Source organism: Nocardia sp. NPDC051911 (genome assembly GCF_040681035.1).
GTDB classification, from domain to species: Bacteria; Actinomycetota; Actinomycetes; order Mycobacteriales; family Mycobacteriaceae; genus Nocardia; species Nocardia sichangensis.
Genome location: NZ_JBFAXY010000024.1, coordinates 1 through 14,259 on the forward strand (window position 1 = coordinate 1; position 14,259 = coordinate 14,259).

Here is a 14,259-nt window from a genome sequence, read left to right on the forward strand (position 1 = left end):
GCCGGGTCAGGACGATCCCGCTATCCGATTCGTGTGCCACCATCGCCCAGAACTCCATGCGGACGAGCATACGAGCGTCCGGACGGGTCCGGGAGTTACCGCGGCAGGAGTTCCAGCCGCACGCCGAGCAGACGAACCGGGCGGTCGAGGTCGAACCGTTCGATGATGCGCAGCGCCGTCTCGGCGATTCGCGCGACGTCGATGGTCGGTTCGGGCAGTTTTTCCTGTTTGCTGCGTGTGTAGAAGGTGTTCGTGCGCACCGTCACCGAAACGCGGGTGCCGATCCGGCCCGCCGCGGCCATCTCCTCGGCGACCTCGGTGGCCAGCCGCGCGACCTGGGCGCGGATTTCGCCTGGATCGGTCAGATCGTGCGGGAAGGTCTCGGATTTGCTGCGGCCGATCGGGATTCGCGGTTCGGTGGTGACGTCCGTATCGCCTTTGCCGTGGCCGAGCACCCAGAGATACGGACCGGTGTTCGGCCCGAACTCGGCGGCGAGTCGATGCCGGTCCGCCGTCATCAGCTCGCCTACGGTCCCGATACCGAGTTCGGCGAGCCGGGCGGCGATGCGGTTGCCGATGCCCCAGAGCGCGTTGGTCGGGCGATGGGCCATCACCTCGGTCCAGTTCGCGGCGGTGAGCCGGAAGACGCCTGCGGCGGCGCCCACATCGGCGGCGGGCTCGGCCGACGACTTGCCCGCCGACTTGGCGAAGCCGGTCGCGAGCTTGGCGGTGAGCTTGTTGTCCCCGATGCCGATCGAGCAGGTCAGTTCCAGTCCGGCGATCGCGTCGCGCACCTGCTGCGCGAGGGCTTCCGGGTCGTCGGTGTCGGCGGCGAGGAACGCCTCGTCCCAACCCCACACCTCGACCCGCCCCGGAAACGTCCGCAGCAGGGCCATGACCTCGTCGGAGGCGTCCTCGTAGGCGGCCATGTCCAAAGGAAGGAACACTCCGTCGGGGCACTTGCGCTGAGCGCTGCGCAGCGGCATTCCGGCCCGCACACCGAACCCGCGCGCCGGATAGGACGCGCAGGTCACCACCTTGCGCGGTTCGGCGGGATCGCCGTGGCCGCCGACGATGACCGGCAGCCCCCGCAGTTCCGGATGACGGCGGAACTCCACCGCCGCCTGGAACTGATCGAGATCGACATGCAACAGCCATCTGGCCACATGCCGTTCTTACCGCAGGGGTGCGACACCCGGCCGCAATTCCGGCGCGAGCGCCCGCCGACCGGCATCGCCGCACCCGCCGCCGGTCGTGCCATCGTCCGCAGCACCGCGATGAGTCCCACTGCCTGATCCCCCTCACACGGATGTCCTGACATTGCGCGGCCCGCAGAACAGAACTAAATTCTGGATATGAAGATTCGAGATCGGTTGCTACTGGCAGCCGAGCGCCAGTTCGCCGAGCACGGAGCGCTCGACGCGACGCTGACCCAGATCCGGGGCGCGGCGGGCGCCAGCGTCGGTGCGCTCTACCACCACTTCCCGGACAAGGCCGACCTGTACCGGCAGGTGTGGGCCAACGCGCTGGCGGACTATCAGAAGCATTTCTGGGCGGTGGTCGGCGACAGCGCCGACGCGCGGGAAGGCGTCACCGCCGGTGTGCGCGAACACTTGCGGTGGGTGAGCGAAAATCAATATCGCGCAACGGTACTCACCTCCGCGCGGCCGCCGGGAGTGCGCGAGAGCGAGAGCAATCGCCGCTTCATGTCCGACGTGACGCGGTGGTGGCGCACCCACGCGGGATACGGGGTGGTGCGCGATCTGCCCATCGATCTGGTCTACGCGCTGTGGCTGGGTCCGGCGCAGGAATACACCCGGCAGTGGCTGGGCGGTGACATGCGCATCGCCCCTGCTGAAGTCGCGGGCGAGCTGGCCGACGCCGCCTGGCTGGCGCTCGCCGCCGATCGCACCGCGGCCGCAGGGCAGCTGCCCGAGTGACCGCCACCAACACCCTCGACCTGGACAGCGCCAAGAAGATACTCGCCGCCCAGCCCTTCGCCACGCTGATCGGCACCGAGATCACCGCCTTCGGCGACGGCGCCGCGACCCTGATCATCCCGCTGCGCCGCGAACTGACCCAGCAATTCGGCTACGTGCACGGCGGCGTGCTCGCCTATGCCGCCGACAACGCCCTCACCTTCGCCGCGGGAACGGTTCTCGGCGCGAACGTACTCACCGGAGGTGTCACCATCACCTACCTGCGGCCCGCCGCCGGCGACCGGTTGCGCATCGAGGCATCCGTCACCGGGGCGACGCGCCGCCAGGCGGTTGCCCACTGCGCGATCTACGCGGAAAGCTCCGGGCGCGAACCGGTCCTGTGCGCGGTGGGCCAAGGCACCACCCGGCTCGCGGAAACGGACCTGGCCGGCACGAACACCAGTCCCTGACCTCACGACGTCCGTTCGCACGTCGCCCGCGCTATCGGGTGACGGCGGCACTGGCCGGTGTGTCGGCGCGCGGGCGTACTCAGGAACGAGATCCGCCGACCGCCTGTGCCGCAGCTCGGCAAGTGCGTTGCGACACAGCATATTCGGCGAGGGTCAGCCGCCGACCCGATGTGGCGAGGTCCGTCGATGGTGGCCACACCGGGCACGGCGAGCGATGAGCCGCTCCGGTGCTTCACCAACGTCCCTCGCCGATCGCGACATGCGAAAGGCCGGGCCCGGATAGCTCCGTGCCCGGCCCGTTCCGTCCAAGGTCAGGCGTACCTCCGCAATCGCTCCGGGCATGCGTGGGCTGAGGACGGACTACGTCCGATCGCACCCATCAGGCGGTCGCCGCGAAGGCAGGCCCCAAGGCAGGCTCGGCGACCGGCTCGATCGCGTAGGCCAGGATGTCGGCCACGTCGGCGACCGGCCGGACGTCCAGCGCGGCCAGCACTTCCGCCGGAACGTCGTCCAGATCCGGCTCGTTGCGCGCCGGGATGAACACCGTCTTCAATCCGGCCCGCTGGGCGGCGAGCAGCTTCTGCTTCACGCCGCCGATCGGCAGCACCCGGCCGTTCAGCGTGACCTCACCGGTCATGCCGACGTCCGATCGCACCTGACGACCCAGCGCCAGCGACACCAGGGCGGTGACCATCGTGACGCCCGCGGACGGCCCGTCCTTCGGCACCGCACCCGCCGGGAAGTGGATGTGGATATTGCGATCAAGCACCGACGGCTCGATGCCGATCTCCTCCAGGTGCGAGCGCACGTAGGTCAGCGCGATCTGTGCCGACTCCTTCATGACGTCGCCGAGCTGGCCGGTGAGGGTCAGCGAGCGCTCGCCCTCGGCGGCGTTCGCCTCGATGTAGAGGACGTCGCCGCCCGCGCCGGTCACGGCGAGGCCGGTGGCCACACCCGGGACGGCCGTGCGTTCCACCGAGTCGGGAGTGAAGCGCGGACGACCCAAGTAGTCCTTCAGGTCGTCCAGACCGATCGTCAGGGCTCCGGCGTCACGCTCGACGTCGTAACCCAGTTCGGGGTCGTAACCAGATCCGGTTTCGCGCTCCGACAGCCGCGTGGCCGCTTTGCGCAGCGCCTTGGCGATCAGCCGCTCCATCTGCCTGACCCCGGCCTCCCTGGTGTAGTCGGCGGCGATCTCGCGCAGCGCTTCCTCGCTGATCGACACCTCCTCGGCGGTCAGCGCGTTGCGCTCCAGCTGCCGCGGCACCAAGAAGTCGCGCGCGATGGCCACCTTGTCGTCCTCGGTGTAGCCGTCGACGGTGATCAGTTCCATCCGGTCCAGCAGCGGGCCGGGGATGGTCTCCATGACGTTCGCGGTCGCGATGAACAGCACGTCGGACAGGTCCAGGTCCAGATCCAGGTAGTGATCGCGGAACGTGTGGTTCTGCGCCGGGTCCAGCACCTCGAGCAACGCGGCCGCCGGGTCGCCGCGGAAGTCCGAGCCGACCTTGTCGATCTCGTCCAGCAGGACGACCGGGTTCATCGAACCGGCTTCCTTCATGGCCCGCACGATCCGGCCGGGCAGCGCGCCGACGTAGGTGCGGCGGTGACCGCGGATCTCGGCCTCGTCACGCACGCCGCCCAGGGCCACGCGGACGAACTTGCGGCCGAGCGCTCGCGCCACGGACTCTCCCAGCGAGGTCTTGCCCACGCCGGGCGGACCGACCAGCACCAGCACCGCGCCGGACCCGCGTCCGCCGACCACCTCCAGGCCGCGGGCGGCCCGGCGAGCGCGGACGGCCAGGTACTCGACCATGCGGTCCTTGACCTCGTCCAAGCCGTGGTGGTCGGCGTCCAGCACCGCGCGGGCGGCCGAGACGTCGGCGCTGTCGGTGGTCTTCACCGTCCACGGCAGCTCGAGCACGGTGTCCAGCCAGGTCCGGATCCAGCCGGATTCCGGGCTCTGATCGCTGGCACGCTCCAGCCTGCCGACTTCGCGCAGCGCCGCCTCACGCACGGTGTCGGGCAGGTCGGCCTGCTCGACGCGGGTGCGGTAGTCGTCGGCGCCGTCGGGCTCGTCCTCACCGAGTTCCTTGCGGATCGCGTTGAGCTGCTGGCGCAGCAGGAATTCGCGCTGGCTCTTCTCCATGCCCTCGCGCACGTCTTCGCTGATCTTCTCGCTGATCTCGGCCTCGGCGATGTGCGCCTTGGTCCACTCGATCAGCGTGGTCAGCCGCTCGGCCGCGTCGGGGGTCTCGAGCAGTTCACGCTTCTGCTCGGAAGTCAGGTACGGGGCGTAACCCGCGGTGTCGGCGATGGCCGACGGGTCGGTCAGCTGATTGACCGCGTCGATGATCTGCCAGGCCTCGCGGCGTTGCAGCACCGAGACGACCAGCTTCTTGTATTCGGCGGCCAGTTCCTTCGTGCGGCCGTCCGGAGCAGGCGTCTCGACCGGCTCGGCCTCCACCCACAGCGCGGCCCCCGGCCCGGTGACACCGTGCCCGATCTTGGCGCGCCGTTCGGCCTTGAGGACGGCCGCCGGGGCTCCGCCGCGCATCCGGCCGACCTGTTCGATGGTGGCGACCACGCCGTAGGTGGCGTAGCCCTCGTTCAGCCGCGGCGCGAGCAGCACGGCGTCGGTCTTTGCGGCGCGCGCGGCATCGATCGCGGCCTGCGCCGATTCGTCCAGTTCGATGGGCACGACCATGCCCGGCAGCACGATCGGATCGGTCAGGAACAGCACCGGCAGGTTCTGAGGTGTAGTCACGTCTTCGACCTTCCAAAAGTTGAGCGATGCCTACTCAACCCCGGGGTGTGTGGGTTTGTTCCGCCCCGACCGGTCCGTTCGCTGACGGCGAAGTGCCGACCGGTACGGCCCCCGCTTCGCGTTGACACCCCGTCCAAGGCAATGAGAACGTTGGGGCCTTGATATCTCATACCGGCGGTACCGCCGGATCGGCCTAGGGAGTCCCATCGATGTCGTCGCTCGCCGCTGGCGTGTTCATCGACTGGGAGAGCGTGACCGGGCAGCCGAAATTCGTGGTCGACCTGATCACGTTCCCGATCTTCAGCGCGCTGGCGGGATGGCTGACGAACTGGACCGGCGTGCTGATGCTGTTCTGGCCGATCGTCTTTCGCGGCATCCGCATCCCGGGTCTGCACGTGCTCTATCCGTACTTCCCCCGCCGGGTGCAAGTGCTGCCGACCTTCTCCGGCGACGGCCTGCGCCTCGGATTCCAGGGCTTCATCCCGGCGCGGGCGGAGAAGATGGCCAGCATCTGCGTGGACAAGGCCCTGATGCGGATCGGCAGCCCCAAGGATTTCATCCACGAACTCGATCTCGACGGCATCGCCGACTACATCGCGGTGCTGGCGCGGCAGCAGGTGCGCCCGCTGGTGGACGAGCTGATGTACCGGGAGAACCCGGACCTGTGGCGTACGGTGCCGCGCGCCGCCAAGCAGCTGATCTACCAGCGAGTGGATCGGGAACTGCCCGCACTGTCGCGCCGCGCGTTCGCGTCGCTGGGCGACAACGTCGACCAATTGATCGGCATCAAGGGTTTCGTGATCCGCTACCTGCAGGACAACCCGGCCATTCTGAAGGACTTGACCACCACCATCGCGGCGCCCGAACTGCGCTTCATGGTGCGCATCGGCTTGCTCGGCGCGCCCTTCGGCGTGCTGCTGGCTCTGTACCTGCACGTGCACCAGCAGATTCCGGTGCTGGGCTGGGTCCCCGGCTGGGTGATCGTGCTGCTCGCCTCGGCGGCGATCGGCGTGATCGTGAACGTCATCGCGGTGAAGATGGTGTTCGAGCCGGGTGATCCGCAACCGAGGTACAAGTACCTGTGGAAGCAAGCACTGCTGGCCAAACGGCAGCCGCAAGCGGCGACCGATCTGGCGCACATCCTGGCCTATCAGGTGCTGACGCTGCCGAATCTGTCCAAGGAACTGCTGGAAGGCCCGAACGGGGACAAGACCAGGCAGTTGCTGGAGCGCTTGATCGCCGACGAGATCCATCGTCAGCTCGGGCCGACCACCGCACTCGTGCGGGCGGCGCTGGGGCGTCGCCAGTTCGACAACCTCACGGTGGGCGCGGCGGGCGCCGCGGTCGGCTTGGCGCCGACCCTGGTCGAGGACGAGGAATTCACCCGGGAGCAGGCCAAGACCATCGACGAGTTCGCCGCGCGTAAGCTGCGGCGGCTCACGCCAGGGGAGTTCATGGAGATGTTCTACGCCTCCGTCGAGCAGGACGCCTGGCTGCTGTATCTGCACGGCGCGGTCCTCGGCCTCGTCGTCGGAGCCGCCCACTTGATCCTTTTCGGCTGGTAGCAGGGCCGGAACCGGCAAGATAAAACAAGCATGCTTGCCTTTTTTTGGGCTCGCTGCGATGCTGGACGACGGTGGCGCACGAGGCGGTGGGCCCGGAACCGGCAGGGGCGCAGATGGCTGATCTAGAGGCGTTGCTCGGCGACTTCGCCGACGAATGCGCGGACCTGGAACGACTCGTCGCCCCGCTGGCGCCCGCGGAATGGGCGCGCGCCACACCCGCGCCCGGGTGGACCATCGCACACCAGATCGGGCATCTGGCCTGGACCGATGAGATCGCGGCGATCGCCACCGCGGACGCCGCCCGCTTCCAGCAGTTGCTGACCGAAGCCGGACCTCGCGCGCTCACGTTCGTCGACGAGGCCGCCGAGAAGGCCGCGACCGAACCGCCCGCCGAGTTGCTCGACCGCTGGCGGCGTGGGCGCGCGTCGCTCACCGCCGCACTGCGCGCCGTGCCCGCGGGCGCCAAACTGCCGTGGTTCGGCCCGCCCATGAGCGCCGCGTCGATGATCACCGCCCGCATCATGGAGACCTGGGCGCACGGGCAGGACGTGGCCGATGCCATCGGCGTGCACCGCTCGCCCACGGCGCGGTTGCGCACCGTGGCCCATATCGGCGTGCGCACCAGGAATTTCGCCTACACCGTGCACGGAAAGACTCCGCCCGCAGCGGAATTCCGGGTCGAACTCACCGCGCCGGATCGCACCGTCTGGTCGTGGGGCCCTGAGGACGCCGAACAGCGGGTGACCGGACCCGCACTCGACTTCTGTCTGCTGGTGACACAGCGCCGCCATCCGAACGATCTGGAAATCTTGGCGCACGGCGACGACGCCGCGGAATGGCTCACCATCGCACAGGCTTTCGCGGGGCCGACGGGCGAAGGAAGGACAGCGGGCCAGTTCGCCTGACCCGCCCACACCCGGCCCGGTCCATGCGGAATCGGGAGCGGGCGAGCGCCACACTTGGGTGCGCCGTGTTCATGTCGACGGCCGGACGCCGTTGGCCGGGTGTCTCGAGATGGCAGTCGAGAATGGCGCTCGCCAGCTACCCGAATATTTACCCGCCCGTGCGTTCACGGAAACATCGACGCCATGCACGCCAGGGCGCACCGGCTCGCCCCGGGCCGCGCGCGTTGTGATTCTGCTCTCTTCGATCAGGTATGCCCCTCGACCGCACAGGTAATCTGGTCGGGCGTACAGCTTTCCATGGTGCTGATCGCCTGTGGGGAGCAGCGTCGCAGGGAAAGGAGCGCATCGTGACAGCACACCGACCTGCCCAGGTCGCACGGCATGCCGCCGTCGTGCTCGCCGGTGCGGCCAGCCTCAGCCTGACCGTCGCTGCCGGCGCCTATATCGTCCACCAGATCGCCGATACGCAGCGCCCCGATACTCCGATCGCCGCGCCGGTCACCCCAGCCGCCCCGGACGAGCCCGATCGCGGACGAGGCACGGGCTTCTATCCCGTGCTGACCGGCAACAGCTTCGTCTTGCCCGCAGCGGTTTCCGCTCCGCGTGCCCGCCAGCCGGAAATCGCCGAGCCGCAGGTCGATTCGCCTGCCACACCGCCTGGGCGCACGCCTCTGGGCGGGAAAGTTCGATTCGGTGACGCCTACGTCGGCGCGCAAGTCGCGGAGAGCGCGGCCGACACGGTCTCGATCACCGTGGACACGAACGCCTTGACGGCGCTCACGGGTCTGTTCCGCTCCGGCTCCGTGCCGGAGCAACCGGGCGCCGTGACCACCATGCGCACCGACCTCGATACCCAGCGTGGCGAGGTGCGAGTGGCGTTCTCCGACCCGAGTCTGGGCGAGCACGACCTGCACCTGGATCGGCACCCCGCTCCCGCGCCGAAGGGAACCGACGAACGCGCGTCCACGCACGGCGCAGCGGATTCCACCGTGGTGTGACACACCGTTTACCCTGCTCGCATGAGCGCCTACGACTTCTGCGTCATCGGCGGCGGCATCGTCGGCGTGGCGACCGCGCACCGGATCCTGGTGCGCCATCCCGGTGCGAGCCTGGTGCTGCTGGAGAAGGCAGAGCGTCTGGCAGTCCATCAGACGGGGCACAACAGCGGCGTCATCCACTCCGGCATCTACTATCCACCGGACAGCCTGAAGGCCGAGCTGTGCCGCCGGGGTGCGCGATGGACCAAGGATTTCGCGGCGGCACACGGCATTCCGTACCGGGTCTGCGGCAAATTGCTGGTCGCCACCGACGATGCCGAGTACGGACGCATGCTCGCACTGCATGAACGTTCCGTCGTCAACGGCGTGGCCGTCGAACTGATCGACGCCGCGGAACTCGCGCGGCGAGAACCGCGCGTCACCGGTGTCGGCGCCCTCTTCGTCCCGGATACCGGCATCATCGACTTCACTCGGGTGACCGAGGCGCTGGCCGAGGAAGTCCGCTGCGCCGGTGGCGAATTCGTGCTGGGCGCCGAGGTCGCGACGCTCACCGAGACCTCGAACGCGGTGACCGCCGCCGGCCCGACCGGATCGTGGACAGCTCGCCGCCTGGTGGTCTGCGCGGGGCTGCAAGCCGACCGGATGGCACGAGCCGCCGGGCTGCGCACCGACTTTCGCATCGTTCCCTTCCGTGGTGAGTACTACCAGCTGCCGCAGGAGCGCAACGGCCTGGTCAGCACGTTGATCTATCCGATCCCCGATCCGGAATTGCCTTTCCTAGGCGTGCATCTGAGCCCGACGATCGACGGAGCGCTCACGGTGGGTCCGAACGCGGTGCTCGGTCTCGCGCGGGAGGGCTACCGCAAAGGCAGTCTGGACCTGAGGGACGCGCGAGAAGTGCTCGGGTTCCCGGGTTTCCACCGCGTCGCCAAGGCGAACGTGCGCACCGGCCTGCGAGAGCTGCGCAATTCGCTGTTCAAGCGGGGATACCTGGCACAGTGCCGCCGCTACTGTCCGGAGCTGACGCTCGCCGATCTACTCCCTCGGGAAGCAGGAATTCGCGCGCAAGCGGTATTGCGAGAAGGAACTTTGGTGCACGACTTCATGATCGAGCGCACCGAGCGCTCGGTTCATCTGCTCAACGCCCCTTCACCTGCGGCGACCTCGGCCATGCCGATCGCGGAACACATCGTCGACCAACTCTGAGCGCGCGCCGGAGGAGCCTTTTCCCAAGCAACTACTCGGTCGCAATCTTGCGATTCGTCGCATCGAATCGCGCCGAGCCCTCGAATAAAGAGGAGAGCTGTAGTACTTTTAACGCCAGTCGTGGAACAGGGAGGGCCTATGGGCCACATCAAGTACGCGAGTGACGTCGGAGCGCCCGTCGAGGTCGCTTTCAACTACACGGACAACCATCTATTCGTACCGGATTGGATGTTCGGGATCGCGGACTTCGTACCGACCGGCGACCAGGACCGCGGACTCGGCGCGGTCTTCGCCACCACCAGCCGCCTCGCGCTCTGGCAGCCGACCGCCACCTGCGAGATCACCGAATACCGCCGCAACGCGGTGATCGGGTACGCACTGCGCGGACATTTCTCCGGCACACTGCGGCTGCGCTTCGACCCGCTCGGTTACGGGCGCTCGGTGCTGACCTCCGAGGCGGAGTACAGTCCACCTCGCGGAGTGCTCGGACGCCTGAGCGCCGGCCTGCTCGACGCCGCGGTGAGAACGGCGTTGCGCCGCACGGAGTCGCGGTTACGGAGGGAGATAGAGGAATTCCACGGTACCGATCTTGTCGGTCGGATTGCGTAGGGTGCCAGCCATGATCATCGTGAGCACCGACGGATCCTGCCTCCGCAATCCCGGCGGCGCCATCGGCTGGGCTTGGGTCAATCATCAGGGCTCCTCGGCGAGTGGGGGAGCCGCTTCCGGAACCAACCAGGTCGCGGAGTTGCGCGCGGTGCTGGAGGCGATCGTCGCCCACCCCGGGTCCGAACCCCTGCTCATCGAGAGCGATTCGCTCTACGCCATCAAATGCGCCTCGGAGTGGGTGTCGGGATGGCGGCTCAACGGCTGGCGCACGTCGACCGGTGGGGCGGTGAAGAACGTCGAACTCGTCCGGCAGATCGATCGGGCCATCGCGAGCAGGCCGGGACCGGTCCGGTTCCGTTGGGTGCGCGGACACGTCGGCAACTATTTCAACGAGCAGGCAGACGCACTGGCCGGAGAAGCGGCTCGGCAGGCCGCGGTCACCGCGGCTGTCGCCGAGGCGAACACCGTGGAAATGCTCGCGGTGACTGTGGAGGAAACGCCGACGGCGCCGGAAGCGCCGAAAGACGAGGCCGCGGGGAAGGCGGCCGCGCCGTCGGCGCCACAGGCTCTGACGCTGTTCTGATGCGCCCGCCGAAGCGCCGCGAGCTGCCCGAATGACCTCCGGCGGTGGTGGCTCGGCCCACCGCCGGAGGCGCTCGGCTAGTTGCCCGGCTGCGGTACGGGCTGACCAGACGGTGCGGGCTGCCCCGGGGCGCCCGGCGCGGGAGCACCGCCCGGCGCGGGAGCGCCCGGCAGGCCGGTGCCCGCGCCCTTCAACATCGGCGAATCGAGCTTCTCGACCAGCCACTTGTCGCCCGACTTGTGCAGCTGGGCGATCACCACGACGAACTGCCGCTCGGGGTTGGCCTGGGTGAAGTTGGTCCGGTACTGCGTGAGGGTCACCAACACCTTGGCCGAGGTCTGGTCACCGGACTGGTAGCCGCACTGCACGTCATCGACCCAGGATTTGACCTTGGCCTGCACCATGGCGTCCTTCAACGCCTTGGTCGCGTCGTCGAACTCCTTGAGGAACTCGCCCGACGAGCCCGCCTTCACCGCGGTGAAGTAGTCGTCGAGATTCTTCGAGTAGTCGTAGACCGAGACGTCCTTGCCGAACGCGCACGCGGCGTTGGTCGAGTCGCGGATCGCGTCGAGCTTGTCGCCGCGATCCTTGCCTTGCAAGAAGAACACGACCACCGCGGTGATCGCGGCGACCGCGAGCACGCCGGCCACGAACGCGGCCACCAGCGGAAGCGAGGTGGATTTCCCGGCCTTGTCTGCCTTCTCCGCCTTGGACAGGTCGGGCTTCGCCGCGCCGGCGGCATCCTGCGACTTCTCGGTCACCGCGTCGGTGTCGTGGTCGGAGGCGGGCGTGGTCTCGGCGTCCTTGCCGGTCTCGGCGTCGTCGGTAGACATCGATAAAACCTGCACTTTCCCGGCGCGCGTCGGTGCGCACCGATTGGCTTCAGCGGCCCGCGACAGCGAACCTTACGGGTTCCACCGGCGAGTATGCCCGCCCGGCGGGACGACCGCCGGGCCGGGTACGACTCACCGCACCGGAGGCAGCGTCCGCTCGTTGGGATCCACACCCGGCGGCATGTGCGCGCCGTTGTCGGGCACGTCGGGCCGCGGCGCGTTGGCGGCGCCGCGGATCTGCTGACCCGGCGGCGGGTTCTCACAGTAGTTCCACTTCGGGATCGTGCCGTCCTGCACGACCTCGTTGCGGATCTTGGGAGTGTTGTAGGTGCAGAACGGCCGCGGCCAGATGTCGATCATCGCGTGGAACTCGCCGTCGTGCGCCGGAATGCCGAGCGCTTCGCCACCGAGCGCGAGCGAGGGGAACAGCGCGCGCAGCGCGGGCAGTCGCAGCTGCGCCGCCTTCGTGATCGCCTGGAAGTTGGTCGCCAGGCTGGTGATCGGATCGGCCGTCTTGTCCACCACCGCGCCCAGGCTGGTGAGCTGGCCCGGCGCCGTCTCCAGCACCCGTTGCAGTTCCGCGTTCGCCTTGTTGAACTGCTCGAACAGCACGCCGGAGTTGCTGGTCAGCGTGGCCAGATCGGGCTGCGCCATGGACGTGGTGTTCGCGATCGTGCGCAGGTTGGTGATCAGATTCGTGGTCTGCGGCAGCAGCGAATCCAGGCCCGCCATCGCCAAGCTGATGCCGTTGACCAGCCCGCGCAGCTGATCCGGGCCTCCGCTCAGCGCGATGTCCAGCTCGTTCAGGATGACCTGGAAGTGATCCGGGTCGATCTGCGCGATCAGGGCGCTGGAGTTGTCCAGCACCGACCACACCGGCGTGGGCGTGTGGATCTTGTCCGGATCGAACTTGATCACCGCGCCGTTGGCCAGATAGGGCCCCTGCTCGGCGTTCGGCCGGAAGTCGATGTACTGCTCACCCGCACCGGACAGCGCTTGCACCGCGATCTGGGTGTCCACCGGGATCTTGTACTTCGACTCGATCTGCGCGGTGGCGGCGATGGACTGGCCGCGATCGGTCAGCTGGATCGAGGTCACCTTGCCGATGCGCCAGCCGCGCAACGTCACGTCGTTGCCCGGCTGCAGACCACCGGAACGGTCCAGATTCACCGTGACCGTGTAGTCGGACCGCAGCGGGTTCACCCGCATCACGTTCACCATCAGGTAGGCGGCGCCGACCAGCAGCACGAGCACCAGACCCAGGTTCGACAGGAAGATCTTGCTTCCGAACACTTTGCGCACGGAGGTCATCGCTGGCCTCCCGCCACTCGACCCTGAACGAGTTGGAGCACCTGGATCAGGCTGCCCGCGAAGTCCTGCAAGTCGTTGAGATCCTGGAGCTTGCCGTGCTGCGGATCGGTGAGCGCGCTGATGTCCAGGTTGGTCGCGGTCGCGTACACCGCGAAACTGCTGCCGCGGAAGGTCGCGTCCACCTTCGGCCGAATTACGCGCAGCCGATCCAGCAGGACGCCGAAGCCGTCACCGGTCTTGGCGATCGCGTCCATCAGCTGATGGGTGTTCTGCAGCAGTCCGTTCAGGTTCTCGGTCGAGGTGTTCGCGTAGTCGCCCAGCGCGGCGCTGGTGGTGGACAGCTTGGTGAGCAGATCGCCGAGGGCCCGGTTGTTCTCGGCGATCGCGCCGATCATCTGCGGCAACGTGTCGGCCACCTCGCCGAGCTCCGAGCGCCGCCCCTCGATGGTGTTGGCGAGGGTGCTGAACTCGCCGAGCACGCTGTCCACCCGGGCGGAGTTGGCGTTCAAACTGCCGACCACTCCGGTCATCTCGGTGATCAAATGGGCGAGCTGCTCGCCACGCCCGCCGACGATGGAGTCCAGCTCCGAGCCGAGCTTGGAGAGGCTGGCGATGCCGCCGCCGTTGAACAGCATGGAGACCGAGATGAGCAACTGCTCGACGGTCGCGCCCGCCGAGGTGCTGTCGATGGTGAGCGTGTCGCCGTCGTGCAGCATTGCCGCGCCGGGCTCGGTCTTGGGCTTGGACACCGCGACGAACACGTCACCGAGCGGGGTGGCCTGACGCAGTTCCGCCGTGCTGCCCTTGGGCAACTCGATGTCCTTGCGGATGGTCAGGTCCACGATGGCCTGGAAGTTCTTGGTCTTGATGTCGGTGACCACGCCGACGTCCGAACCGCCGATCTTCACCTTCGCCTGGTCGGGCAGGTTCAGCGCGTTCTCGAAGACCGCGTGGATGGTGTAGGTCTCCCCGCCCTGGCCCGGTTTCGGCAGCGGCAGCTTCTCCACGGTGAGCCCGCAGCCGGAGGTGACCGCCACACCGGCCACCGCGGCGACGGCGACCAGTGCCCTGCGTGCCTTGATCGTCATTCGGT

The 14,259-nt window shown here is 68.1% G+C and carries 13 protein-coding genes; 8 read left to right on the top strand and 5 right to left on the bottom strand.

Features of this window, described 5'->3' with window-relative positions; translation table 11 throughout:
* Positions 1–95: 95 nt before the first annotated feature.
* Positions 96–1,166: a DNA polymerase IV gene (locus AB0L97_RS26155; RefSeq protein WP_355078874.1), complete on the bottom strand. Its 1,071-nt coding sequence runs from the start codon at positions 1,164–1,166 to the stop codon at positions 96–98.
* A 189-nt stretch (positions 1,167–1,355) separates the two neighbouring features.
* Between AB0L97_RS26155 and AB0L97_RS26160 the strand changes: the two genes are divergently transcribed.
* Both AB0L97_RS26160 and AB0L97_RS26165 read left to right on the top strand, forming a co-directional pair.
* Entirely contained in the window at positions 1,356–1,940 is a 585-nt protein-coding gene (locus AB0L97_RS26160) for a TetR family transcriptional regulator (protein WP_364434266.1), read from the top strand.
* The gene (locus AB0L97_RS26165) at positions 1,937–2,389 is read left to right on the top strand and encodes a PaaI family thioesterase (protein WP_355078872.1); all 453 of its coding nucleotides are present in this window, start codon (positions 1,937–1,939) and stop codon (positions 2,387–2,389) included. The genes AB0L97_RS26160 and AB0L97_RS26165 overlap by 4 nt, the downstream gene beginning before the upstream one ends.
* A 379-nt stretch (positions 2,390–2,768) precedes the next feature.
* Here the strand turns inward: AB0L97_RS26165 and lon are convergent, their stop codons facing one another.
* Positions 2,769–5,096, bottom strand: coding sequence for an endopeptidase La (gene lon, locus AB0L97_RS26170; RefSeq protein ID WP_355078977.1), 2,328 nt, complete (start codon positions 5,094–5,096; stop codon positions 2,769–2,771).
* A 269-nt stretch (positions 5,097–5,365) separates the two neighbouring features.
* On the opposite strand from lon, the gene AB0L97_RS26175 reads away from it, so the two are divergent.
* From AB0L97_RS26175 to AB0L97_RS26200, 6 genes are all read left to right on the top strand, one after another.
* A complete protein-coding gene (locus tag AB0L97_RS26175; RefSeq protein ID WP_364434270.1) occupies positions 5,366–6,721 on the top strand; it encodes a hypothetical protein in 1,356 nt (451 codons plus the stop codon).
* Positions 6,722–6,834: 113 nt separating this feature from the next.
* The gene (locus AB0L97_RS26180; protein ID WP_355078870.1) at positions 6,835–7,626 is read left to right on the top strand and encodes a TIGR03084 family metal-binding protein; all 792 of its coding nucleotides are present in this window, start codon (positions 6,835–6,837) and stop codon (positions 7,624–7,626) included.
* A gap of 347 nt (positions 7,627–7,973) precedes the next feature.
* A complete protein-coding gene (locus tag AB0L97_RS26185; RefSeq protein WP_364434274.1) occupies positions 7,974–8,624 on the top strand; it encodes a hypothetical protein in 651 nt (216 codons plus the stop codon).
* 21 nt (positions 8,625–8,645) lie between these two features.
* On the top strand, positions 8,646–9,830 hold the full coding sequence (gene lhgO, locus AB0L97_RS26190) for an L-2-hydroxyglutarate oxidase (RefSeq protein WP_364434277.1): 1,185 nt from the start codon (positions 8,646–8,648) through the stop codon (positions 9,828–9,830).
* A 138-nt stretch (positions 9,831–9,968) separates the two neighbouring features.
* Positions 9,969–10,439 (top strand): SRPBCC family protein, encoded by a 471-nt coding sequence (locus AB0L97_RS26195; RefSeq protein WP_355078867.1) that lies wholly within the window; start codon positions 9,969–9,971, stop codon positions 10,437–10,439.
* 10 nt (positions 10,440–10,449) lie between these two features.
* Positions 10,450–11,022: a ribonuclease H gene (locus tag AB0L97_RS26200; protein WP_355078866.1), complete on the top strand. Its 573-nt coding sequence runs from the start codon at positions 10,450–10,452 to the stop codon at positions 11,020–11,022.
* A gap of 77 nt (positions 11,023–11,099) precedes the next feature.
* On the opposite strand, the gene AB0L97_RS26205 is transcribed toward AB0L97_RS26200, so the two are convergent.
* The 3 genes from AB0L97_RS26205 to AB0L97_RS26215 form a co-directional block, all read right to left on the bottom strand.
* Complete coding sequence (locus AB0L97_RS26205; RefSeq protein ID WP_364434282.1) at positions 11,100–11,855, bottom strand: hypothetical protein; 756 nt, start codon at positions 11,853–11,855, stop codon at positions 11,100–11,102.
* Positions 11,856–11,987: 132 nt separating this feature from the next.
* On the bottom strand, positions 11,988–13,166 hold the full coding sequence (locus AB0L97_RS26210) for an MlaD family protein (RefSeq protein ID WP_355078864.1): 1,179 nt from the start codon (positions 13,164–13,166) through the stop codon (positions 11,988–11,990).
* On the bottom strand, positions 13,163–14,254 hold the full coding sequence (locus AB0L97_RS26215; RefSeq protein WP_364434286.1) for an MlaD family protein: 1,092 nt from the start codon (positions 14,252–14,254) through the stop codon (positions 13,163–13,165). The genes AB0L97_RS26210 and AB0L97_RS26215 overlap by 4 nt, the downstream gene beginning before the upstream one ends.
* Positions 14,255–14,259 lie beyond the last annotated feature (5 nt).